The organism is Streptococcus downei MFe28 (assembly GCF_900459175.1).
GTDB lineage: Bacteria > Bacillota > Bacilli > Lactobacillales > Streptococcaceae > Streptococcus > Streptococcus downei.
In genome coordinates this window covers 1,074,353-1,098,813 of the sequence record NZ_UHFA01000002.1, presented here as the reverse complement: position 1 = coordinate 1,098,813, position 24,461 = coordinate 1,074,353, and the positions used below count along the sequence as shown (strand labels likewise).

The following is a 24,461-nucleotide window of genomic DNA, read 5'->3' as shown; positions in this document are numbered from 1 at the left end:
TCGCAGGTTTAGTAGAACTTCTTCTGCCATTGACCATCACGCTTATCCTGGTAGAAATACTCAGACAGCTCTGGCTCATCAAAGACTCTCAGCAGGGCCAACATATCATAGGCCAAAGCCATCTGAGGCAAGTCCCGACGATTGACCCAGAGGACTTGACCTTCCTGAGAGGACCGAAGCTGACCAGAATAAGACCCAGCCTTATAGAGAAAAACGATATAGCGATAGCCTTGATCCGTGTGCCAATCCTTGAGGCCGACCAGTTGAGGATCTTTTATGGTCAGACCGGTCTCTTCATAAATTTCACGCACAACCGAATCATGGATGGACTCCTTTCCTTCCACGTGGCCACCTGGCAGGGCAGCCCCCGACCAGGAATAACGCTTGGGGTCACGAATTTGCATGACGATATTGCCTTTATTATCTTCAATTAGGCACATATTGGTTAAGATTACGGGTGTGGCACGAGACATGTTTTTCTCCTATAAGAAGGGCAAGACGACAGACATCCAGAGCCAACTGATGGGCATAACCAGAATCATGGCCGGAATCATATCAGCGGTTGGAAACATTTTGACCTGAATAATCCGAAAACCTGTTGCCACCATGAGAAAGCCACCGCAGGCTGTGAAGTCCCCGATAATTTTGGCATTGGTCAGGGGAACAATGACACCAGCCAAGTAAAATAAGATGGAAAAGATGACAAATTGAGGGAGGGCAATGGCTGAGACCACGAAGCCTAAGTTGCAGGCAAAGATAGCGGCTGTAAAGAAGTCCAAAATTGATTTGGAAATCAATATAGAGGCATCACCAGTCATCCCATTAACTAGACTCCCATAGATACCGGTCCCGCTGGCACAAAAGAGAACAATGACCGTCACCAAATCGTTTAGGAATTGTTTTCTGGGCATGTCGGGTCTGGAGGGAAAAATTTTCGACATGTAGCGTTGCATGATGAAGCCGCCCTTGAAGATCTTACGGTCAAAATCAAGCAGAAGACCAACAACGGTCCCTAAGACGACCGCAAAAATAACAGCCGGCATATAGGACATTTTCATGATTGAAGAAATCCCCATTCCCATAGAGCAGACACCGAATATCATATTCATCTTTTCTTTAAAACTATCATTGAGATGGTGGCCAAAGAAACCGCCCAAGAGTCCTCCAAAAACAATAGCAAAACTATTAACAAGCACACCGACTGGCATTAAAACACTTCCTTTTTATGATTGAGCCAATAGGAAAAAGGCGACCAAGCGTCAACCTTTCCCTACTCCTCTTATTGATTGCTTTTATTCTAGCACTATCCTTTCCAAAAATAAAGCTAGCCTGAAAGACTAGCTCAATCTCTTTCCATGGTTGAATGCAGCCCTCAACCTAATCCAGTGCCTTGAGTTCCAGCACCATGTCACGGATTTGGGCGGCCAATTCAAAGTCAAGCAGTTCGGCAGCTTCTTGCATCTGCTTCTGCAACTTCTTGATGGTTTCCTGCCGTTCCTTCTTGGACATGGTGGAGACATCTACTTCTTCTGCTACCTGACTATCCTGGCTAGTCTTGGTGATAGCAATCAAGTCGCGGATTTCCTTCTTAATGGTCTGCGGAACAATGCCATGCTCCTCATTGTAGGCCATTTGAATTTCTCGCCGACGAGCTGTCTCATCCATAGCCTTCTGCATAGAGTCGGTCACAGTATCTGCATACATGATAACATGACCCTGACTATTGCGGGCAGCCCGACCGATGGTCTGAATAAGACCTCGTTCATTGCGAAGAAAGCCTTCCTTGTCCGCATCCAAGATGGCAATCAGACTAACTTCGGGAACATCGATACCTTCTCGCAAGAGGTTAATCCCAATCAGGACATCAAAAACGCCCAGACGCAGGTCGCGGATAATCTCGGTCCGCTCCAAGGTCTTAATATCACTATGCATATACTTGACCTTGACCCCCATCTCCTTGAGATAGTCGGTTAGGTCCTCCGCCATCTTCTTGGTTAGGGTGGTGATAAAGGTCCGCTCACCCTTTTCAACACGGTCATTGATTTCACCAAGCAGATCATCCATCTGCCCCATGGTTGGTCGGACTTCAACCTCGGGGTCCAGCAGACCGGTTGGTCGAATGATTTGCTCAATTACCGTATCAGTCTGCTCCATCTCATAATCACCTGGAGTCGCTGAGACATAGACAATCTGATGGACATGGCTTTCGAATTCCTCTCGGCGCAGGGGCCGATTGTCCAGAGCCGAGGGCAGGCGGAAACCATAATTGACCAGCATCTCCTTACGAGAGCGGTCACCATTGTACATCCCCTTGATTTGGCCCATGGTCATGTGGCTTTCATCAATCATAATCAGGAAGTCCTCGGGGAAGAAATCTAAGAGGGTATAGGGCGGTTCCCCCTCACTCCTGCCATCCATATGACGAGAGTAGTTTTCAACCCCGCTGGTGTAGCCCATTTCTCGCAGCATTTCGATGTCATAATCTGTCCGCTGTTTGAGTCTTTGGGCTTCTAGGAGCTTGCCTTCTGATTCAAAAAGCTGGAGCTGTTGCTGGAGTTCAGCCTGAATTCTTGAAATGGCGACCTCCATGTGTTCGTCATTGGTCATAAAGTGAGTGGCTGGGAAAATTGCCAGATGGTCCACTTCGCCAAGATTGTGGCCCGTCAGAGCATCAATCTCACGAATTCGGTCAATTTCATCGCCGAAAAATTCTACCCGAAAGGCATGCTGGTCCCGGCTGGCTGGGAAGACTTCGACAACGTCGCCTCTTACTCGGAATCGTCCCCGTTGGAAATCAATGTCATTGCGTTCAAACTGGATATCAACCAAATCATTGAGGAGCTGGTCCCGAAAAATCTCTTGACCTGGCCGCAGACTAACCACGCTATCGGCATATTCCTTGGGGGAACCCAGACCGTAGATACAGGAAACGGAAGCAACAACGATGACATCATTGCGCTCCAGAAGGGCTGAGGTGGCCGAGTGACGGAGCTTATCAATTTCATCATTGACTGAGCTGTCCTTCTCAATATAGGTATCAGATGAAGGAACATAGGCCTCTGGTTGGTAGTAATCGTAGTAGGAAACAAAGTACTCGACCGCATTGTCAGGGAAGAACTCCTTGAATTCCCCATAGAGCTGACCGGCCAGGGTTTTGTTGTGGGCGATGACCAAGGTTGGCTTGTTGACCTTGCTGATGACCTGGCTCATGGTATAGGTCTTACCTGTACCCGTTGCCCCTAGCAGAATCTGGGCCTTTTCGCCCCCCTCAATATTGTCAACTAGCTGTTCGATAGCCTGGGGCTGGTCACCCGCTGGCTGGTATTTGGAAACCAAGTGAAATTGGTTATCATTTGTACGATCAATCATTTAGGTCACTTCTTTTCTTCTAGACTTTTGCTTCTATTTTAGCACAGATTATCAGCTAGCTCAGGAAATTTATTTATATGTGATGTTAGATTTTCTAACATGAAATTCAAAAAAATTTGCCTGGGACCTAATTTTCTGATAAAATAAAGAAGCAATTTTACATTAAGGAGACAAACATGAAGAAAAAACTTCTGGCACTTATGCTAAGTGTCTTGTCCGCTTTCTTTATTTTCTCTGGGAAGGCCCAGGCCGCAGAAAAGATTTCCATCGTTTCTGACACGGCCTATGCGCCCTTTGAATTTAAGGATAGTGACCAAACCTATAAAGGTATCGACGTTGATATCATCAAGGAGGTTGCCAAACGCTCAGGTTGGGACTATAAGCAGACCTACCCTGGCTTTGATGCAGCTGTCAATGCTGTCCAATCCGGACAGGCAAGTGGCCTTATGGCCGGTACCACGGTTACTGATGCCCGCAAGAAGGTCTTTGATTTTTCTGATACCTACTATGACACCTCAATCGTCGTCTACACTAAGTCAGGAACAACCAGTGTCACCAGCTATGACCAACTCAAGGGTAAAACTGTCGGTGTCAAGAATGGTACCGCCGCTCAGGACTGGCTGGACCAACACGCTGACCAGTACGGCTATAGCGTAAAGACCTTTGATACTAGCGACCTGATGAACAATAGCCTGGATCAAGGAGCTGTTGATGCTGCCATGGATGACAAGCCCGTTGTCCAATACGCCATCCAACAAGGTAAGCAATACGACATGAGCATGGAGGGCGAATCCGTTGGTAGCTTCGCCTTTGGGGTCAAAAAAGGTGGTAAGAATGAATACCTGATCAAGGACTTCAACAAGGCTCTCGCTGCGATGAAGAAGGACGGCACCTACGATAAAATCATGAAAAAGTGGTTGGGTGACTCGGTCAATGAAAATTCGAAAACACCATCAGCTAGCCTGCATTTGACTGGAGATGCTAACAAGAAGGCGACCCCAGTCAAGGATAGCTACACCATTGTTCTCGATTCTTCCTTTGCTCCTTTTGAATTTCAAAATAGCTCTGGTGGCTACACCGGTATTGATGTTGAACTGATTAAGGCTATCGCTAAGGAACAAGGCTTCAAGGTCAAATTGCAATACCCCGGTTTCGATGCTGCCCTCAATGCTGTCCAATCCAGTCAGGCAGACGGGGTTATCGCCGGTATGACCATTACCGATGAGCGCAAGGCTACTTTTGACTTTTCCGATCCCTACTACTCTGCTAACACCATCTTGGCTGTCCCAGCTGACTCCAAGGTCAGCAAGTACGCTGACCTCAAGGGTAAGACCGTTGGTGCTAAAAAAGGGACTGCTTCCTATGACTGGTTGACCCAACGCGCTGGCCAATATGGCTATACGGTCAGAGCCTATGATGATGGATCTACCCTCTACGATAGCCTACAAAACGGCTCTGTTGATGCCATGATGGACGATGAAGCCGTCCTCAAATACGCTATCAAGCAAGGTCGCAAGTTCAAAACCCCAATCAAGGGTGAAAAGTCAGGCGATGTTGGCTTCGCCGTTAAGAAGGGCTCCAATCCTGAACTGGTACAAATGTTCAACAACGGCCTAGCTTCCCTGGTTAAGTCTGGCAAGTATGACAAGATTGTCAACAAGTACCTGGCCGAAAACAAGGAAAGCAAGCAAAAGAAGGCTGATGAAACAACCATTGTCGGTCTCATCCAAAACAACTACAAGCAACTGCTGCAAGGTCTCTGGATTACTGTTGCCCTGACCCTGCTCTCCTTTGCTATTGCCATGGTTATCGGTATTATCTTTGGTATGATGGCTGTTGCCCCTAATAAGATCCTCCAAGGGATTGCCAAGGTCTTTGTCGATGTGGTTCGGGGTATCCCGCTGATGATTGTTGCAGCCTTCATCTACTGGGGTATTCCAAACCTGATTGAGTCCATCACCGGTCATCAATCGCCAATCAATGACTTCGTCGCTGCTACTATTGCCCTCTCCCTCAACGCCGCTGCCTATATCGCTGAAATTGTCCGTGGCGGTATTGAGGCCGTGCCTAAAGGGCAAATGGAAGCCAGTCGGAGCTTGGGTATTCCATATGGTAAGACCATGCGCAAGGTCATCCTGCCACAGGCCGTTCGGGTTATGTTGCCAAACTTCATCAACCAGTTCGTCATCTCGCTCAAGGATACCACCATTGTCTCGGCTATCGGCCTGGTTGAACTTTTCCAAACTGGTAAAATTATCATCGCCCGCAACTACCAATCCTTCCGGATGTATGCTATCTTAGCCATCATCTATCTGGTCATCATTACCCTCTTGACCCGCTTGGCCAAACGATTAGAAAGGAAGCTGAAATAATGGCAGACTTGAAAATTGATGTACAAGACCTCCATAAATCCTATGGCGACAATGAAGTCTTGAAGGGCATTGATGCCCAATTTAAGGAAGGCGATGTCGTTTGTATCATTGGACCTTCTGGTTCTGGAAAATCAACCTTCCTGCGGACCCTCAATCTCCTAGAATCAATCACTAGTGGTAAGGTCATCGTTGATGGCTATGAGCTGTCCGACCCTAAGACCAATGTTGATAAGGTTCGGGAAAACATTGGCATGGTTTTCCAACACTTCAATCTCTTCCCTCATATGTCGGTTCTGGAAAATATTACCTTTGCACCTGTTGAGCTGGGTAAGTATTCTAAGGAAAAAGCTGAAAAAATTGGCATGGAGTTGCTAGAAAAAGTCGGCCTCTCCGATAAGCGAGACGTCAGCCCCGAAAGTCTTTCAGGGGGACAAAAACAGCGGGTGGCTATCGCTCGTAGTCTAGCTATGAATCCTGACATCATGCTCTTTGACGAGCCAACATCTGCCCTAGACCCAGAAATGGTTGGTGATGTTCTCAATGTCATGCGGGACCTAGCCGAACAGGGCATGACCACGCTGATTGTCACTCACGAGATGGGCTTCGCCAGAAAGGTGGCCAATCGTGTCATCTTCACCGATGGTGGTGAATTCCTCGAAGATGGCACACCCGAGCAAATCTTTGATAATCCCCAACATCCTCGTCTTAAGGAATTCTTGGACAAGGTTCTCAATGCCTAATAAATATGGAACGCCACGACAGTTGTCATGGCGTTTTCTCGTTTGCCAATCATTCCTTGCTTTTCCCCAATCTTATGATACAATAAGAGCAAATAATCAGGAGGTAAGAGTGCATTGAAAAATTAATTTTCTTCTTGTCTGATTTGACTTCTTCACGATACTTCGTTAGTTATCCTCGACATACTCCAGTATTGTCTTCTTCCAACTGCCTAGTCTCGTTTTGAATCAAATCGCCAAAGTTCAATACTTTATCTGGAAGAAGATTTTTTGATGTGTACTTTATATTCAATGGCTGGCTAGATACTAGTCTTTTTGTGCAAGCAAACAAGTTCTACTAGATAAGGTAGAGCTTGTTTTTTTGATACCCCAAGGAGGTTTCTATGCTACAAATACAGTATTTAACTATTGTTCAAGATAAGGATTTGCACACTCTGATTGAAAAACTTAACGCCACTATTAACACAGGTGACAAGGTGGCGATTATCGGGGAGGAAGGTACTGGTAAATCAACCCTGCTCCAATACATTTATCAGCCAGAACTGATTACAGGCTATGCTAGTGTAACCGGTAAGATTGTCAATCATTTCAAGTCTATGGCCTATCTTCCTCAGATTCTCCCCAAAGAAGACAGCCAACTGTCCATTCCAGACTATCTCTACAAGAATATAGATTATGAACTATTTGATTTCAATTTGCTCTATCAACTAGCTGCTAGGCTCCATTTCGATAGCCAGCGTTTTGAGGATGACAAACAAAAGGTCGGTCAACTTTCGGGTGGTGAAAAAATCAAACTTCAACTCTTGAAACTCTTAGCACACCAGCCTGACCTACTCCTCTTGGATGAGCCTTCTAGCGACTTGGACATCGAGACCTTGACTTGGCTGGAGGATTTCATTGCAAAAAGTCCTTTGACGATTGTATTCATCTCCCACGATGAATCTCTGCTAGGTAAGACTGCTAATCACATCATCCATCTAGAACAAATCAAAAAGGGCAGTCAAGCGCGCTCAACCAGCAAGGCACTTGACTACCAGTCTTATATACAAGAAAGACAAAGTTCTCGTATCAAGCAAGAACGCCTTGCCAATAAGGAACGTGAAGAACAGCAGGAACACATGGAAAAACTCAATCGTACCAAGTCAGCTGTGCGACACGGACTTGTGACTACCAAAGATTCTACCGCTGGTCGCTTGCTGGCCAAAAAGATGAAAAATTTACTGTCACGGGAAAAGCGCTTTGAAAGAGAATCAGACAATTTCACAGAACTACCTGATAATCCAGATAAAATCGGACTATTTTTCTCCCATATCCATGCTCTACCAGCCCAGAAAGTTCTCCTAGCTTACCATGCTGAAAAGTTAGCGACTGGACAAGTCATTAATTTCACCTTCAAAGGACAGGAAAAAGTTGCCCTCATCGGTCGCAATGGCATCGGCAAATCCATGTTAATACGAAAAATCTATCAAGATTTGCAAGGCAAGACTGGTATCTCCGTGGGCTACATGCCACAAGATTACGCAGAAACTATTGACCAAAATGTAACAGCACTCTACTTTCTCAGTCAGCCCGGTCGTGAGGAAGAGGCACGCAACTTGCTGGCCAGCCTCAAATTCACACGAAATGAGATACTACACCCCATCAGCAATTTATCGGGTGGACAAAAAGCTAAACTATTTCTAGCTAAAATGGTTTTTGACTGCAATAATGTCCTTCTACTTGACGAACCAACTCGTCACTTCTCTCCGACTTCTCAGCCCGAAATCAGAAGATTATTACAAGACTATCCCGGTGCTATTCTCACCATTTCGCACGACCGCAACTTTATCCAGCAGATAACTCAAGTAAGCTATCAACTAACCGAAGATAAACTGATTAAATTGATATAAAGAAGGCCAGTCCTTATTTGGACTGACCTTCTTTTTTATCTTCGGCAGCTTGGGCTGCTTCCTTCTTCTCTCGCTCTAAACGCAACTTGCGATTAGGATTGAGCTTGTTAAAAAGCTCCTCCAGCTTGTCCGCATTCCAAACATCAGCTGCCGACACAAAATTACCATCCTTATCACGGAAGGATATAGGTTTGTCTCCCATTAAATCACCTCTTTCAGGCTTAGAATTTCTATATTAGTTTTTGACCGATAAACTATTCATCGGAGCAATTTTTTATACGTAATCTTCCAAGATTACACATTTTTGTGAGTGAGGGCAAAGCCATCATGAGCGTTTGTCCTACTTTTTACAGTCTATCAATCTGTCAGAGCGTCTGACCTAGAATTCCCACGACTTTAGTCACTCACAATTCTTAACTAGTCAACAAATTCAAACTCAAACTTACCGATACGCACTAGGTCGCCATCCTTGGCACCCCGTTCACGCAAGGCTTGGTCAACTCCCATTCCCCGTAATTGGCGGGCAAATTTCATGATGGATTCCTCCCGCTCTAGATTGGTCATGACAAAGAGTTTTTCCAGCTTCTCACCTGACAGAACCCAAGTAGCATCATCGTCACGACTGATTTCAAAGGGATTTTGTTCCTCATCAAAGCCATAGTAGGCTTCCTCTTGAGCTAGCTCATCCTCGCTATAAATCAGGAACTCGTCCGTCTTATCCAAGAGTTCTGCCGTCGCTTCAAGGAGATTTTCCAAGCCTCGGTGGGCCAGACTGGAAATAGGAAAAATCATTGGCAGGTCGTCAAACTCATCGTAGTCTGCTGCCATTTTTTCCTTAAAGACCTTGAGATTTTCCTTGGCCTCTGGCATGTCCATCTTATTAGCCACAATAATCTGAGGCCGCTCCAACAAACGGAGATTGTAAGTTTCCAATTCCTTATTGATGGACAGGTAGTCCTCATAGGGGTCACGCCCTTCTGCCGCTGACATATCAATGACATGGAGGATGACCCGAGTCCGCTCAATGTGGCGCAGGAACTGGGTTCCCAGCCCAACGCCCTGACTGGCTCCTTCAATCAAACCAGGTAGGTCAGCCATGGCAAAACTCTCACCAGACTTGGTACGAACCATACCGATGTTGGGCACAATCGTCGTAAAGTGGTAGGCCCCAATTTTGGGCTTGGCTGCAGAGACAACGCTGAGCAGGGTCGATTTCCCAACAGATGGGAAGCCAACCAGACCGACGTCGGCCAAAATCTTCAGTTCCAACTGGAGGTCACGCTCTTGACCGGGCTCTCCATTTTCGGAAATCTCAGGAGCAGGATTGCGAGGAGTGGCAAAGCGAATATTACCACGGCCACCGCGACCACCCTTGGCGGCCACAAATTCTTGACCATTTTCAACCAAATCGGTCAGTACCTTGCCAGTCTCAGCATCCCGGACCGTTGTTCCAGGTGGGATAGCAACAATGAGGTCTTCGGCACCACGACCGTGCATGCCCTTGGTCATGCCCTTCTCCCCATTTTTGGCCCTAAACTTGCGATTATAGCGGAAGTCCATCAGGGTCCGAAGCCCCTCGTCTACCTTAAAGATGACCGAGCCACCCTTACCGCCATCACCTCCCCAAGGACCACCATTGGGGACGTATTTTTCACGGCGAAAGGCCACCATGCCATCACCGCCACGACCTGCTTTAACGTTAATCTTGGCCGTATCTAAAAACATACTCATACTATTTCCCTATCTTTTGACATTCTAAAAGAGGTTGGGTAAACCTCCGACCTCTTCACCGTTTTAATGTAATCCTGTCTCCTTGGGACTCCAGACTCAGTTGTAAAAGATGAGTATCCAGAAATCCAAGAGTCTGGCGGAACTAAAAGCAAAACCCAGTCCAACCAACTAAAGCCAATAGAGCCTTGCAATGCTGTCAACTCTCCTTAGAAGGCGGTGAGGGCTCCCAGTACAATTGCTCCGACAGTAATGATAACCATCAATAAGACTACCCACATGGTCAAGTGTTCAAAAAACGTTTTCTTGCGTGGACCATTTTCTCCAAAAGCCATAATATATCTACCTCTTCATTGCATTATTCTAATCTATCTTACCATGATTACCCCTACAAATCAACATGGAACCCTGATAAATCAGCCAGTTCTTGAGCACTTAAGCGACGATAGTGGCCTTCGGACAAATCATGGGGCAAATGCAAAGGCCCCATACTTATCCGCTTGAGCTCAAGGACTTTTTTTCCTCGGCTGGCGACCATCCGTTTGACCTGATGAAACTTTCCTTCTGCAATCTCAATTTGCACCAGACAGCTTCCTTGAGCCTGGTCACTTTCTAGAATCTGAAGTTGGGCGGGCCGGCAGACAAAATCCTTGAGTCTAATACCTTGCCCAAAGGCGACCACATCCTCGTCTGTCATTAAGCCTTCCACCTTGGCCTGATAGACCTTGGCGACGTGTTTCTTGGGTGATAACATAGCATGTGCTAGGGGGCCATTATTGGTCAGCAGTAAAAGGCCAGTCGTATCGATGTCCAGACGACCAACAGGAAAGACCTGCTTTTGATGAGCCAGCTCATCCAATAAATCCAGGACCGTTTGGTGCTGGCTATCCTCCGTCGCTGAAACAACCCCTTGAGGCTTATTGAGCAAGTAATAGACAAAGGTCTCATGCTTAAGAAGCTGACCTGCAAGGGTGACCCTATCCTTCTTCTCGTCAATCTGACGCTTGGGGGAGCTTTCTATCTGGCCATTGACCTGGACCTCTTTCTTCTTCAAAATTGCCTTGACCTGACTGCGACTACCAACAGCACAGTCCACCAAAAATTTATCCAAGCGCATATTTCCAACTTCTGCTCATCGTCAATTTCTCTCATTATATCATAAAGGGCCTGGCCTCCAGGGCCAAGCCAATCTGTTAATTGATGCCAAGTTTATACTCAATGAAAATCGAAGGCCCGAGACAAGGAGCAAGGTCATCAAGTCACTAAAGTAACTGATGTCGCAGGAGGTGGCTGTTACCTTTGCGCCTCTTTGTGACACAGCAGACAGCTGTCACTTTAATGAGAAATCATAGAGTGACTTGATCCGTGGGAAAATCTTGATTTTCGAAGAGTATTAATCCAAACCTATCTTTTCTTGGACAACCTTGGCAATGGTATCGACGTAGTAGTCAACTTCTTCTGTCGTTGGAGCCTCGGCCATCACTCGCAGGAGGGGTTCTGTACCGCTAGGCCGGACCAGAATCCGACCATTACCAGCTATCTCTGCTTCCATCTTCTCAATGACTTGGGCAATGACCGGAACGTCCATGGCCTTATCCTTCATACTGTTTTCCACTCGGATATTGACCAATTTTTGCGGATAGATAGTCACTTCACTAGCCAAGTCCGACAAGGTTTTACCTGTTTCCTTGAGGACCTTGGTTAATTGGATAGCGGTCAGTTGGCCATCCCCTGTCGTATTGTAGTCCATAATAATGACATGGCCAGATTGCTCACCACCAAGATTGTAGCCATTTTTACGCATTTCTTCAACGACATAGCGGTCACCAACGGCTGTGACAACCTTGTTAATGCCTTGGGCATCAAGGGCCTTATGGAAACCAAGGTTGGACATGACAGTTGTGACAATAGTATTTTGAGCTAGTTTACCTTGCTCAGACAGGTGTTTTCCGATGATGAACATAATCCGGTCACCATCCACAATCTGCCCATTCTCATCAACCGCAATCAGGCGGTCGCTATCACCATCAAAGGCCAGACCAATTTCTGCTCCTGCTTCTTTAACGGCTTCCTGCAGTTGTTCAGGGTGGGTTGAACCAACACCATCATTAATATTGAGGCCATCAGGATTCTCACCAATAACAGTAATATCAGCATTCAAATCAAGAAAGACGTCTCGAGCAGAAACTGATGCCGCCCCATTAGCTGTATCAAGGACGATTTTCATCCCTTCCAAGTCAATTCCTGAGTCCACTAGGAACTTCTCATACTTGCGCAGACCCTCTGGATAATCAACTAGAGTTCCCAGGCCTTGGGCCGATGGCCGAGGGAGCTCATCTGCTGGCGCATCAAGAAGGGCCTCTATTTCGGCCTCACGGTCATCATCCAACTTAAAGCCATCGCCACCAAAGAACTTGATGCCGTTATCTTGAGCTGGATTGTGACTGGCTGAAATCATAACACCAGCGCTGGCTTTTTCTGTCCGAACAAGGTAAGAAACGCCTGGGGTCGCTAGGACCCCCAACTTGTAGACTTCAATTCCTACCGACAGCAAGCCAGCAATCAGGGCCGACTCCAGCATTTCTCCAGAAATACGCGTATCTCTGGCCACGAAAACACGAGGACGTTCGGTTTCATGTTGGCTGAGCACATAGCCACCAAAGCGACCTAATTTAAAGGCCAACTCAGGTGTCAATTCCACATTAGCTTCACCACGGACCCCGTCCGTTCCAAAATAATTTCCCATAGTATTCTAGTGCTAGGCACTTTCCTCCATTCTTAATCGTCACAATCAGATTTTATTTCTTAGTCGTTGTCAACTTCACTTCAACTTCAGATGGATCTACAACCACTCCTTCTGGAGCCGCTAGCTTGACCGTTTTAGTCGTATTTCCTTTGACATTTGAAATATCAACCTTGGCCGTCAATTCACTAATACTATTTAGACTAGCCTGATCCCCTTGGATAAGGGCTGTTGAAGTATCAAGGCTATAGCTGATATTGGACAAGGAACTATCCATATCTCCAGTTAGCTCAACCTTAATCGGCACCTTTTTGGTCATGGTTGAAACATTTACCGATAGATTGGCTGTTTCAGGACTGATAGTCGCTGCTAGGACATTGCCACTAGCATCCACGGCCTGAAGATTAACCTTGCCCTCATAATCATCACTCAAAGCTGGCTCATCGTCTGGCAGGCTAGCTCGAATATGGTCTATCTGGGCAATGGTCGCTTCGTTACTGGTCACCTTAACCTCATCAACATCCAAATCTGTTGATTTCACCTTGTAACCCTTAGCCACCTGACTATTAGAAATCTCTGCCTTAACCGCAAAGGTCTTGGTCCTCTTTTTCCCGATGGTAACCGTTGCTGTATTCGGTGCAATCTTGGCCGTCATCCCAGCCGGCAAATTATGGACATCTAGTTGAACCTTGGAAGTCCCCTCCTTAAGATTGGTCAAATCTGCCGTCACTTGGAAATTGCGGGTTGACTTGTTGGTCTCTGTCGTTAAATTAACACGATTGGATGAACTCAGGGTCACCGTAACCGTTGAAGCGTAGCCCGAAATATAATACTCGCTACTGTCGTACTTAAAATTGATAGGAACATTTTCTACAGTATCACTAAAGCTGGACGAATTGGCCCCGCTGGAGTTTCCCTTATTGGTTCCATCACCACTAACAATCGTCATAAAGATGAAGATGGCTATAAATAAGGAAGCTATAGCCGTACCAAACTGGCGAATCATGTGGCGTTTTTGAAACCATCTTAATCTATTATTTTTCATGCCGACGACCTCCCCTCCATTGATTGAGAAGGTTAACCCGCTTAGGCTCAGCCTTAATCAACTTATCCCTCAAAAAGGCTTCCAAGTCTTCTCGACTTAAATCATGTAGGAACTCACCCTTATAGGTAACAGAGAGGCCACCAGTTTCTTCGGAAACAACCAGGGTCAATGCATCAGAGTTTTCGGAAAGACCGATAGCCGCCCGGTGTCTGGTCCCAAATTCCTTAGAGATGTTGCCAGATTCTGACAAGGGCAGGTAGGAACAGGCTGTTGCAATCTTATTTCCGCGAATAATGACCGCCCCATCATGCAAGGGGGTATTGGGGATAAAAATATTAATCAGAAGCTGGCTAGTCACATCAGCATCGAGAACAATCCCCGTTGAAATATACTCTTGTAAGGTCTGCGTCCCCTCAATAGCAATCAGGGCCCCAATCTTACGGGGACTCATATAGGCAACAGCCTTCATCAGGGCATCAATCAGTTGCTCATCCTCAGTCATATTATTGGTTTGGATAAAGGCCTGAGGAGTCCGACCAAACTTCTCAAGTCCTGTCCGAATCTCGGGTGCAAAGATAACAACCGCTGCGATAACCCCATAAGTGATGACTTGATTCATTAGGTAACTAACCGTCGTTAGACCAATAATCTGAGCCAAGATACGCAAGAGAACAAAGAGGATGACCCCTTGTACCAGAGACATGATTTTCGTTCCTGCTAAAGCTTTAATAAACTTATAGATGAGGTAGGCAACGATTAATATATCTAGGATATTGACAATGATGGACCAGGGTGAATCAAAGATGGACCGCCAAAAGTCAGGATCTAAATTGATTAAATCGTTCATGTATTCCTCTCTTCTTATTTTTCTACTGTGAAAATCAGCGCCTTCTATTATAACACTTTTTAACAGGTTTTTCCTTACCTGGCAAAGAAGATTATCCAGTGTTAGAACCACAGATTCTTTAGGCCTAGTCATTTAATTTCAGACAAAACAGTCATCCACTAGACTCCTTTATCAATTACAATCTTGGCAAAAGTGGATCAGTCAAACTATTCCAATTTCAGCTCATCCATTTTTGGATTTTGCCAAAAACTAGGAAATTGGGTACAATAGCAATAAATTAATTAAAAGAGGTAAGATTATGATTGGAGCTATTATTGTGGGAGCAATTATCGGAATGGTTGCAGCTGGTATCACCAGAAAGAGCGACTCCATGGGCTGTTTTGCCAATATTATTGCAGGTTTAATCGGTTCCTTTGTTGGACAGTCCCTCTTTGGTTACTGGGGACCGTCGCTAGCTGGCATGGCCCTGATTCCTTCCATCGCAGGGGCTGTCATCGTCATTGCAGTCGTTTCATTTTTATTGGATTAAGGCTATAGAAAATGCTAGATTGATTTAATCTAGCACTTTTTTATATCCAAAATGAAAACTAGGGAGGCAGCCATTGCTCAATAAGGAAAGCAAATTCCTCCAGATACTAGTTTTGCCTACTTCCATGCTTTCAGATGCAGTATACGGCTATCCTATAGATAAACCATCTTCTCCCTATCCCCAACGGAAAACTTTAATCGCAATGGCATAAATAATGAGCGCAAACAAAGCAATCAGTCCAATTTGTGGCAAGACTTGTACTAAAGAATAATCTTCTGTGATGATAAGGCGGATACCGTCATTTACAGGTGTCAATGGAATATAGTCTGTTAACTTTTGAATGAATTCCGGCATCATAAAGCGAGGGAAGAGGATACCAGAAAGGAACATGAGTGGGAACATGACCAGAGTGGATAGGCCAGAAGCCTGCTTATCATCCTTGGCCCAACCACCAACTGCTAAGCCAAGACTAAAGAGCATAACCAAACTCAGCAGAGCAAACACAATCAAATTAAGCCAGCTACCAACCATTTGCCAATTGAAAAGATAGGTCGCAATAGCAAACATAATTGGAAAGGCAATGGCTGCCAAACCTACGAAAGCGAGCATGTAGGAGAACATATACTGGGCCGGTGAAACTGGGCTGGCGTGAATTCTCTTAAGAGCGCCTGTTTTCTTATCTTCTGGTAAGGCATTAGATAAGCCCATAAGTCCAAAACTCATCAGCGTATAAGCTAACATCCCCGCAAAAAGGTAATCAAATTGCCTGAGACCTCTTTTATTACTTTCAACTGTCTTAACTGTCAAATTTGCGGACTCTCGTCCCAACTTTGTGTCCAGCTTAGTTACAAATTTATCTAGTACACTGGCTGCAACAGCCCCACTTTGACTAGCAGACCGATAAAGAATCTTGATTTGACCACTTGGACGCTTATTCGTCTGAGAAATTTGACCGAAGTCTTCAGGAAAAGTGACAATAACATCAATTTCACCACGGGCTAGTTTCTCTTCAGCAGCTTTCCTATCTTTTACCTTGATTTCTTTGAAAAAGCCTTTCTTATTGCTCTTTGTTTTCAGAGTATATTTTAATATCTGCTTACTGAGTTCCTTACCGGCAGGAGTTGCCGTATTATTTTCGATGGCAACATTCCAACTACTGACACTTTCACGGTTATAGACGGTTCCAAAAACCAGCAAGAAAATGACCGGCAGGCCAATCATGAAGAAGAGGTAAATCTTATCCCGCATCGAGCGCTTAAAGAGGGAGAGGGATAGAACCCCAGTTGTTTTGATAAAGTTCATTAGTCTCTCAGCTCCTTTCCGGTTAGATCGATAAAGACATCCTCTAAGTCAGCTTCCTGAATGACTTTTGTTTTCTTGAAACCACGGTCCAGCAAGGCCTGAATAAGATTTTTAGGACTATCAATGACCTTAATTTCTCCTTCATCCATGATGGCTAAGCGGTCGCAAAGTAACTCCGCTTCTTCCATGTAATGTGTCGTCAAAACGACAGTAATTCCGCGTTTTTTGATATCTTGCACCAGTTCCCACAAGTTTCGGCGAGCCTGGGGGTCCAGCCCAGTTGTTGGCTCATCCAAAAAGAGAACACGGGGCGTATTGACCAGAGCGCTGGCAATAGCGAAACGCTGGCGTTGACCACCCGATAGCTGCTCAGGATATTTCTTAGCATGCTCCAGAAGGTTAACGCTTTCCAAGAGAGCACGGGTATTGATGCTAACACCATAAAAACTTGCGAACATCCTCAACTGTTCATTTAGATTAAGCTTCTCCATAAAGGCAGTGTTTTGCAACTGAATCCCGATGATCTTCTTGACTTTTTTGGGATCTTTAGCAACATCAATGCCATCAAGAGTTACCTTTCCACTGTCAATTTTGCGCAGGGTTTCAATCATTTCCAGAATAGTTGATTTACCTGCACCGTTGGGACCGAGAATACCGAAAATCTCGCCCTCCATCACGTCAAAGGAAACACCATTAACAACATTCTTGCCACTGTAAGTTTTCACAAGTTTTTCAACTTGTATAATAGATGTATTTTTCATATTTTTATACTATCAAGTTTCTTAAAAAAAGTAAATAGAAAACGCTATCTTTTTAGTTTTTTTCAGCTTTGTGTAAATTTCAATCTACTAGCCGAATATAATTGAGATAAAGGACTTGATATTTCGGTAGTTAGCCCTTCTTATGCTAGTAAAGCGAGGAGCTGTTAAATTTTTTTTCAGTTTATGAAGATTTTTCGGGGGTGGGAAGACGAAGTCAAATTCTCCGAATTCGTGACTTCTTTCCCATTCCCTTTTATGATAAAATATTCTTATGAAATTACAAACGTTATTAGGGGTGACGGCGGGGAAGTCGGCTCATTTTGTTCTTAGCAAGATGGGGCGGGGTTCCACTCTGCCTGGTAAATTAGCCCTAAAATTTGATAAGGATATTTTAGACAGCATCGCTAAGGACTACGAAATCGTTGTCGTGACAGGAACCAATGGCAAAACCCTGACAACAGCTCTGACTGTCGGTATTCTCAAGGAAGCTTTCGGAGAGGTTGTGACTAATCCTAGTGGTGCCAATATGATAACCGGTATCACTTCAACCTTTTTAACAGCCAAAAAGGCCAAGTCCGGCAAAAAGATTGCGGTGCTGGAAATTGATGAAGCCAGCCTGCCTAAGATTACGGACTACATCACTCCTAGTCTCTTTGTTTTTACCAATATCTTCCGCGACCAGATGGACCGCTACGGGGAAATCTATACCACCTATCAGATGATTCTGGATGGTGCTGCCAAGACACCTCAGGCAACTATTTTAGCCAATGGTGACAGCCCCCTCTTTAATTCCAAGGAAGTTGTCAACCCTGTAAAATTCTACGGCTTTGATACGGAGAAATCTGAGCCAAAACAGGCTCACTACAATACGGAAGGGATTCTCTGCCCCAAGTGTCAGCATATCTTAGAGTACCGCCTCAATACCTATGCCAATCTGGGAGACTATTCTTGTCCTAATTGTGGTTTTGAGCGACCAAAGTTGGATTATGCCTTGACCGAACTGACCGAAATTACCAACAAAACTTCCCAGTTCATCATTGACGGTCAGGATTATAAAATCAACGTCGGCGGTCTCTACAACATCTATAATGCCCTAGCTGCTGTAGCCGTTGCCGAATTCTTCGGAGTTCAACCCAGCCAAATCAAGGCTGGCTTTGATAAGAGTCGGGCCGTCTTTGGTCGACAAGAAACCTTTAAAATCGGTGACAAGTCCTGCACCCTGGTTCTGATTAAGAATCCTGTCGGTGCTAGTCAGGCCCTGGACATGATTAAGTTAGCCCCTTACCCATTCAGTCTGTCAGTTTTGCTTAATGCCAACTATGCCGATGGCATTGATACCAGCTGGATTTGGGATGCTAATTTTGAGGCTATCTTAGAGATGGATATTCCAGAAATCAATGCTGGTGGTGTCCGCCATTCTGAAATTGCTAGGCGTTTGCGGGTGACTGGTTATCCAGAAGATAAAATCACCCAAGCTGAGATCCTCAAGGACATTATGACCTTGATTGAAAATCAAGAAGAAGAGCACGCCTATATTCTGGCTACCTATACAGCCATGCTGGAATTCAGAGAAATCTTGGCCAGTCGCCGTGCTGTCAGAAAGGAGATGCGCTAATGGTTTATACTTCCCTAGAGTCTCCAAATAATCGGGACTATGATTACGAGCTTCACCTTGCCCATCTCTATGGCAATCTCATGAATACCTACGGCGACAACGGCAATGTCCTCATGCTCAAATATGTAGCTGAAAAGCTGGGGGCCAAGGTCACCGTTGACATTGTTTCCCTAGATGATGATTTTGATGACAATTATTACGACCTAGTCTTCTTTGGAGGTGGTCAGGATTATGAACAATCCATCGTTGCCCAAAACCTGCCTCGCATCAAGGAAGCCATTGGACGTTATATTGAAAATGACGGTGTCCTTCTAGCCATCTGCGGGGGCTTCCAATTATTGGGCCAATATTATGTCCAAGCAAATGGCCAAAGAATTGAGGGCATCGGCGTCATGGGCCACTACACCCTCAACCAAGAAAACAACCGCTACATTGGCGACATCAAGATTCACAACGAGGAATTTGATGAGACCTACTATGGCTTTGAAAATCACCAGGGGCGAACCTTCTTGGCAGACGATGAAAAACCACTGGGTATCTGCCTCTATGGAAATGGCAATAACAAGGAAGATAAGACCGAAGGAGTCCACTACAAAAATGTTTTTGGCTCCTACTTCCACGGCCCTATCCTCTCTCGCAATGCCAACCTAGCCTACCGCCTGGTCACTACAGCCCTGCGAAATAAGTACGGCCAGGACCTGAACCTGGCCAGCTATGATGACATCTTATCCCAAGAAGTCCCTGAGGAATATGCCGATGTTAAAAGTAAGGCCGAGTTTGAAAAATGAGACCAAGCTTAGCAAACTTGATATTAAATTCAGATACGCGTAAAAGCCCAAGAAATCCTAGGGCTTTTACCTTTCCAACAGAAGCCCGCCCTAGCATTCCTTTTCTGATGACACGAAAAAACTTCCACCTCACATGAGATGGAAGTTTTAATAATCTAACTTAAGTCATCCTCTACTACTACTTCTATTAGGTTTACTTAGTCTTCGTTTTGGTCCATTTTACGGCTACCAAGTAAGGTAAGGGTAGCATAGAGAACGATTCCAGCACCAAAGGCTACTAGACCGTAACCATTTGAATCACCAGTTTGTGGCAGGGTTGCTTGTTTTTGGACTGGAGCAGGTTTTGGTTCAACCATCTTAACTGGGATTGGAGTTGTTGGAGTTTGTGGTTTTGGTTGAGGTTTTGGACGTTCAACCGTTGTTGTCGTTTGAGGAATAACTGGCTTAACCGGAATTTTTACTTCTTTTACGATATTTTCATGCCAAGTTACTGTCATTGTTGTTGGCGCAAGAGGCTTCTTGGGATCCTCAGCCGGTTGTGGCTTTTCAGGAGCTTGACCTGGATCTTTTGGCACGGAAACAACTGAGTTAGCTGAGAACCAAATCGTTGTTGGTAGGAACTGATTGTTTCCACCAGCAGTAACTGTGAAAGGTTGTCCCTTATAGGTCATGGCACCAGCACCGTAGAAGGCTGTTTTAGAGCGTGGAGTCCCATCATCATTGATAGAATCCCAACCATCTTCACCATCACCATTGAAGACTGCACCATGACTCTTGTATTGGTTGTCTTTTTCAGAGTAAGCCACACCATTGTGATTCTGAACAGAAGAACCTGGGATTTGGATATACTCATTGTCTCCCACTTCTACTGTCTCCACGTGATCACCATATTCAGTAATCCAGTGGTTGAGGGAAGACAGACCCATGATGGCCTTGTTGTTACTCAAATCAACTTGGTTACCATCTAGGTCAAAGAAGATTGGGTGGATAGTAATACTAATCTTATCACCACGACCTTCCTTAGAAGTTTGGGCACCAATAAAGATGGTCTTGGTTGGATCATGGAAAAGTTTAACCAAGGCATCATTATCGTTATTGGTTGTGCTATTAAGCCTATAGTTGATGATAACCTTACTTAATTTCTTACCATCATAGTAGGAATTTTCTAGTCCGGTATAGGTTGCTGTTACAGTTTGACCAACTTGAATGCGGAACCAAACATCTTCTTTACCATTGGTTGGATTTTGGTCGGTAAATTCATCGGCATTATAGTGGCCATCGGTTTGGTACTTATCCGTATTGAATTGGTCCAGAATACCATCTGTATGGTGCTTAGCAACCGCTTCATTGGTCAAGTATTGGCTAACACCTTCTAAAGAGATAGAAGCATTCGGTTCATTTTGGTAAATCAAACCTTGGGCTTTCTCAATACGACCAGCATCAACACCCTGAGCAATTAACTTTTGGTATTCATCATAGGCAACTTTTGCTGCTTTGTATTCTTTCATATCTTCTTCATACTTAAGCAGGGCTTCTTGATATTTCTTTTCAAGTTCAGGCTTCTGAGCAAGACTTTCCTCATACTTTGCCAGTTCAGTCTTATACTGGTCAATCTTAGCCTTCTGAGAGCTTAAAGCAGCTTCAATATCCTTAGCTTGGGCTTGGTTATCAGCGTGGGCAGCTTCCACACTTGCTTGTTCCTGCGTTTCTCCCTTGACAAGAGTTACAGCAGGATTAACAACGTCCTTATTTTCTTGGTTGAATGTAGAAACATCTTCCTTAGCCTTTTCCAAATCTTGAGAAGTCACTTCAGATGTTACTGTTGAAGTTCCGTCACCATTATCTTGCTTGCTAATTTCCGTAACTGTTGGATCAGTAACAGCTGCTTCTTGGTTGGCAGCAGCATCGTTGCCGTTTTGAGCATCTTGTGCTCCAGCTTGATTGCCATCATTTGCTTGATTTTCAGTTGCTGGCGCTGTCTGCTCTTGTGACGGATTTGGTTGATTAGCTTGATCGTTATTAGCAACATCTTCAGCAAAGGCTGTGTTGGTTGCAAAAACGGTCGCTAAAAAGAGGCTACTAAATAACGTGTAGCGCCTGAATTTTTTTGTTGTCATGTTATTATCCTCCTAATGATAATAAAAAATGTTATTTATTCGATGAGTTCCCATTAATCATTCAATACTCTCACACATTGAATCGTTATCTCACCGTCAAATATAGTAATACCTCGTAATTTATTTGTCAACTATTTTGTTCATTAAAATTATTTCAATCTTGAAACTAAACCAAAGTAGCAAAAAAACAGCCCGCAAATGGACTGTCTTCACTAGATTTTTTAAAAATTATGCTTTTTCATCTTGGCTTCGAAGATACCATTGATGATGCCCGACAATTCTTGAGCCAAATCCTCAGGAAGGTCCCCATCTTCTTGTGCTCTAGCATAAAGATCTGGATGCTATTGGGCAATTTCTTAAGGGTCGCCTTGGTAGCTTGACCACGGAACATTTTTGGAATTCTGTCCATGTAGCCTAGTTTAACCAGGGCTAAAATTTTTTCATCTGCTGTCATTATAATAACCTCCCATCTCTTTTTTTGACCTAGTCTATCACTTTTCTAGCAAAATAGGAAATCAAAAAGCTTCCAGCAGAATACTGAAAGCTTGACGATAAGGAGTGAGGGCAGCTGAACTATAAGCCCAGCACTAGGATTTTCTCCAGTTGATGACGGCCCCTATCTAGTCCTCTTTTCGCTTAGCGGTAGCCAGGGTGGTTGCTAGGGTAAAGGCTAGGATACCCGCACCGAAGGCAGCAAGGCCATAGCTAGGTCTGTCACCGGTTTCTGGAAGGCTAGCACTCTTAGTAGCTGGTTGGCTAGCTTGAGGGCCGCTAGTCTTCATTTCCCATACTTGGGCTGGTTTTTGTGGCTGAGCCTTTTCTAGAGTCTGCGGCTTTTGAGGAGCTTCCTGTGCTACAGTCACCAGGTTCTTGTGCCAGGTAACCTTAGGTCCCTTGAGACTTGGTGCTTGCGGTTCAAGCGGTGGTTGACCTGGATCCTGAGGAACATTGACAACAGAGTTAGCTGAGAACCAAATATTGGTTGGTAGGCTCTTGCCAGATTCAACAGCATTATTTCCCCCGACTGTGATGATAAAGGGTTGTCCCTTATAGGTCATGGCTCCTGAACCATAGTAGGCCGTTTTCGAGCGAGGACTACCATCTTCGGCAATGTTATCCCAACCATCGTCACCTTCGCCATTGAAGGTTGCCCCATTAGTCTTGTTTTGATTCTCCTGGGCGGAATAGGCCTGACCATCGTGATTTTGCACTGAAGAGCCAGGAATCTGGATGTAGTCATTACCACCCACAGTAACCTTTTCAACGTGGTCCCCAAACTCTGTCGTCCAGTGGTTGAGCGAGGACAGTCCCATGATAGCCTTATTGTCGCTTAAATCAACGGGATTTCCAGCATCGTCATAGAAGGTTGGCTGGATGGTCACGCTGATATTGTTATCAGGCCCAGTCTTAACCGTTTGCGCTCCGATGACGATAGTCTTGGTCGGATCATGGAAGAGCTGAACAATAGCATCGTTTTCATTATTGGTCGAATTATTAAGCTTATAGGTTACGACAACCTTACTCAATTTCTTACCATCATAGTAAGAATTCTCAAGGCCTGTGTAGGTCGCTGTTACTGTATCGCCTGCCTTCATCTTGAAGCGGACATCTTCCTTGCCAGAATAAGGGTTATTCTTGGTAAATTCCTCCGCCTTGTAGGTGTCAGTCGCTGGGTCCTTGTATTTATCGGTATTGAACTGATCCAAGAAACCATCAGAACTATGGGCTTCAACTGCTTCCTTGGTTAGGTATTGATCAACACCTTCAAGGCTAATTAGGGCATTGGGCTCACTCTTATAAATCAAGCCCTGAGCTTTCTCAATTTTACCTGCATCAACGCCAGCCTCGACCTGCTTCTTGTAGTCATCATAGGCAGCCTTTTGCGCCTGGTATTCAGTCTGCTTATCCTTGTAGGCAGCCAAGTCTTTTTGGTACTGATCCTGCTTAGCTGGAAGGCCGTCAACCTCTGACTGATAGGCGGTCAACTGCTCCTGGATAGCCTTGGCTTGAGCCTTGTTATCTTGGTCAGCAGCTGTAACGGATGGCTGATTCTGAGCCTGACCTTCTTCAACAGTCACGGCTTGGTACCCGCTCAACTTGTTTTTCTGATTGAAGCTGTCCACACTAGCTAGGGCATCGGTCAATTCCTTGCTCGTCACCTGGTAGGTCGTGTCTGCCGTTTGATTTCCTGCTTGATTAGGAACTGGCGTCACTTGAGTTTGTTCAGATGAAACCTGACCAGAGTTTTGGTCCTGGCTAGACTGATTCTGCTTAGCCTGGGCTTGGTTGGACTGGCCTCCTTGAACCTGATTTTGGTCAGGATTAGGAGTTCTTGCCTGATTTTCATCCGCAAAAGCTGGGTTGGCAATCAGAGCAGTCGCCAGTAAAAGCCCACTAAAAAGTGTATAAGATTTTAGTTTTTTTGACATGAAAATTCTCCTTTTTCTTCCTAATTGCTTTAGTTAACTTACGAATTTCTTAATGAAATCGCTAACACCTGTATTATAGCAGAAAAGCTTGTCTTATTTCTCATTGTCATAAAATGTAAATTTAACTTAAGGAGTTATCAAGACCTTGTCACATATTGCAAATGTTCTGTTATTTTAAGTATCAAACTAA

The 24,461-nt window shown here is 44.9% G+C and carries 20 protein-coding genes and 1 pseudogene; 6 read left to right on the top strand and 15 right to left on the bottom strand.

Features of this window, described 5'->3' with window-relative positions; translation table 11 throughout:
- Positions 1 to 8 precede the first annotated feature (8 nt).
- The 3 genes from DYE66_RS05305 to uvrB form a co-directional block, all read right to left on the bottom strand.
- Positions 9 to 473, bottom strand: a complete 465-nt coding sequence (locus tag DYE66_RS05305; protein WP_003000166.1) for an 8-oxo-dGTP diphosphatase — start codon at positions 471 to 473, stop codon at positions 9 to 11.
- A gap of 9 nt (positions 474 to 482) precedes the next feature.
- Complete coding sequence (locus tag DYE66_RS05300; RefSeq protein ID WP_003000396.1) at positions 483 to 1,208, bottom strand: DUF554 domain-containing protein; 726 nt, start codon at positions 1,206 to 1,208, stop codon at positions 483 to 485.
- A 169-nt stretch (positions 1,209 to 1,377) separates the two neighbouring features.
- Positions 1,378 to 3,369 (bottom strand): excinuclease ABC subunit UvrB, encoded by a 1,992-nt coding sequence (gene uvrB, locus DYE66_RS05295; RefSeq protein ID WP_003000549.1) that lies wholly within the window; start codon positions 3,367 to 3,369, stop codon positions 1,378 to 1,380.
- Positions 3,370 to 3,545: 176 nt separating this feature from the next.
- On the opposite strand from uvrB, the gene DYE66_RS05290 reads away from it, so the two are divergent.
- The 3 genes from DYE66_RS05290 to DYE66_RS05280 all read left to right on the top strand — a co-directional run bounded on the left by DYE66_RS05290 (position 3,546) and on the right by DYE66_RS05280 (position 8,367).
- A complete protein-coding gene (locus DYE66_RS05290; RefSeq protein WP_002999989.1) occupies positions 3,546 to 5,741 on the top strand; it encodes an ABC transporter substrate-binding protein/permease in 2,196 nt (731 codons plus the stop codon).
- Positions 5,741 to 6,481, top strand: a complete 741-nt coding sequence (locus DYE66_RS05285; RefSeq protein WP_115325004.1) for an amino acid ABC transporter ATP-binding protein — start codon at positions 5,741 to 5,743, stop codon at positions 6,479 to 6,481. The genes DYE66_RS05290 and DYE66_RS05285 overlap by 1 nt, the downstream gene beginning before the upstream one ends.
- A 380-nt stretch (positions 6,482 to 6,861) precedes the next feature.
- Positions 6,862 to 8,367 carry an ATP-binding cassette domain-containing protein gene (locus tag DYE66_RS05280; protein ID WP_115325003.1) on the top strand — a complete coding sequence of 502 codons (1,506 nt, stop codon included), beginning with the start codon at positions 6,862 to 6,864 and terminating at the stop codon, positions 8,365 to 8,367.
- Between the two features lie 13 nt (positions 8,368 to 8,380).
- Here the strand turns inward: DYE66_RS05280 and DYE66_RS05275 are convergent, their stop codons facing one another.
- From DYE66_RS05275 to cdaA, 7 genes are all read right to left on the bottom strand, one after another.
- Entirely contained in the window at positions 8,381 to 8,569 is a 189-nt protein-coding gene (locus DYE66_RS05275; protein ID WP_002999803.1) for a hypothetical protein, read from the bottom strand.
- A gap of 215 nt (positions 8,570 to 8,784) precedes the next feature.
- The gene (gene obgE, locus DYE66_RS05270) at positions 8,785 to 10,098 is read right to left on the bottom strand and encodes a GTPase ObgE (protein WP_115325002.1); all 1,314 of its coding nucleotides are present in this window, start codon (positions 10,096 to 10,098) and stop codon (positions 8,785 to 8,787) included.
- A 206-nt stretch (positions 10,099 to 10,304) separates the two neighbouring features.
- Positions 10,305 to 10,430, bottom strand: a complete 126-nt coding sequence (locus tag DYE66_RS05265; RefSeq protein ID WP_003000369.1) for a DUF4044 domain-containing protein — start codon at positions 10,428 to 10,430, stop codon at positions 10,305 to 10,307.
- 53 nt (positions 10,431 to 10,483) lie between these two features.
- Positions 10,484 to 11,212: a pseudouridine synthase gene (locus tag DYE66_RS05260; RefSeq protein ID WP_115325001.1), complete on the bottom strand. Its 729-nt coding sequence runs from the start codon at positions 11,210 to 11,212 to the stop codon at positions 10,484 to 10,486.
- 276 nt (positions 11,213 to 11,488) lie between these two features.
- A complete protein-coding gene (gene glmM, locus DYE66_RS05255) occupies positions 11,489 to 12,841 on the bottom strand; it encodes a phosphoglucosamine mutase (RefSeq protein WP_115325000.1) in 1,353 nt (450 codons plus the stop codon).
- Between the two features lie 52 nt (positions 12,842 to 12,893).
- Positions 12,894 to 13,883, bottom strand: a complete 990-nt coding sequence (locus DYE66_RS05250; RefSeq protein ID WP_002999872.1) for a CdaR family protein — start codon at positions 13,881 to 13,883, stop codon at positions 12,894 to 12,896.
- Positions 13,873 to 14,730 carry a diadenylate cyclase CdaA gene (gene cdaA, locus DYE66_RS05245; RefSeq protein WP_003000181.1) on the bottom strand — a complete coding sequence of 286 codons (858 nt, stop codon included), beginning with the start codon at positions 14,728 to 14,730 and terminating at the stop codon, positions 13,873 to 13,875. The genes DYE66_RS05250 and cdaA overlap by 11 nt, the downstream gene beginning before the upstream one ends.
- Positions 14,731 to 15,028: 298 nt before the next feature.
- On the opposite strand from cdaA, the gene DYE66_RS05240 reads away from it, so the two are divergent.
- Positions 15,029 to 15,259 (top strand): GlsB/YeaQ/YmgE family stress response membrane protein, encoded by a 231-nt coding sequence (locus tag DYE66_RS05240; RefSeq protein ID WP_003000306.1) that lies wholly within the window; start codon positions 15,029 to 15,031, stop codon positions 15,257 to 15,259.
- A 174-nt stretch (positions 15,260 to 15,433) separates the two neighbouring features.
- Here the strand turns inward: DYE66_RS05240 and DYE66_RS05235 are convergent, their stop codons facing one another.
- Both DYE66_RS05235 and DYE66_RS05230 read right to left on the bottom strand, forming a co-directional pair.
- Positions 15,434 to 16,561: an ABC-2 transporter permease gene (locus tag DYE66_RS05235; RefSeq protein WP_003000183.1), complete on the bottom strand. Its 1,128-nt coding sequence runs from the start codon at positions 16,559 to 16,561 to the stop codon at positions 15,434 to 15,436.
- A complete protein-coding gene (locus DYE66_RS05230; RefSeq protein ID WP_003000136.1) occupies positions 16,561 to 17,322 on the bottom strand; it encodes an ABC transporter ATP-binding protein in 762 nt (253 codons plus the stop codon). The genes DYE66_RS05235 and DYE66_RS05230 overlap by 1 nt, the downstream gene beginning before the upstream one ends.
- Before the next feature lie 271 nt (positions 17,323 to 17,593).
- Between DYE66_RS05230 and murT the strand changes: the two genes are divergently transcribed.
- Both murT and gatD read left to right on the top strand, forming a co-directional pair.
- Positions 17,594 to 18,937, top strand: coding sequence for a lipid II isoglutaminyl synthase subunit MurT (gene murT, locus DYE66_RS05225; RefSeq protein ID WP_003000208.1), 1,344 nt, complete (start codon positions 17,594 to 17,596; stop codon positions 18,935 to 18,937).
- On the top strand, positions 18,937 to 19,725 hold the full coding sequence (gene gatD, locus DYE66_RS05220; protein WP_003000500.1) for a lipid II isoglutaminyl synthase subunit GatD: 789 nt from the start codon (positions 18,937 to 18,939) through the stop codon (positions 19,723 to 19,725). Before murT ends, gatD begins: the two co-directional genes overlap by 1 nt.
- Before the next feature lie 197 nt (positions 19,726 to 19,922).
- On the opposite strand, the gene DYE66_RS05215 is transcribed toward gatD, so the two are convergent.
- The 3 genes and pseudogenes from DYE66_RS05215 to DYE66_RS05205 all read right to left on the bottom strand — a co-directional run bounded on the left by DYE66_RS05215 (position 19,923) and on the right by DYE66_RS05205 (position 24,271).
- Complete coding sequence (locus DYE66_RS05215) at positions 19,923 to 21,842, bottom strand: GbpC/Spa domain-containing protein (RefSeq protein WP_002999754.1); 1,920 nt, start codon at positions 21,840 to 21,842, stop codon at positions 19,923 to 19,925.
- A 221-nt stretch (positions 21,843 to 22,063) separates the two neighbouring features.
- Positions 22,064 to 22,296, bottom strand: a pseudogene (locus DYE66_RS05210) (hypothetical protein).
- Between the two features lie 166 nt (positions 22,297 to 22,462).
- Positions 22,463 to 24,271 (bottom strand): GbpC/Spa domain-containing protein, encoded by a 1,809-nt coding sequence (locus DYE66_RS05205; RefSeq protein WP_003000419.1) that lies wholly within the window; start codon positions 24,269 to 24,271, stop codon positions 22,463 to 22,465.
- Positions 24,272 to 24,461: the final 190 nt, after the last annotated feature.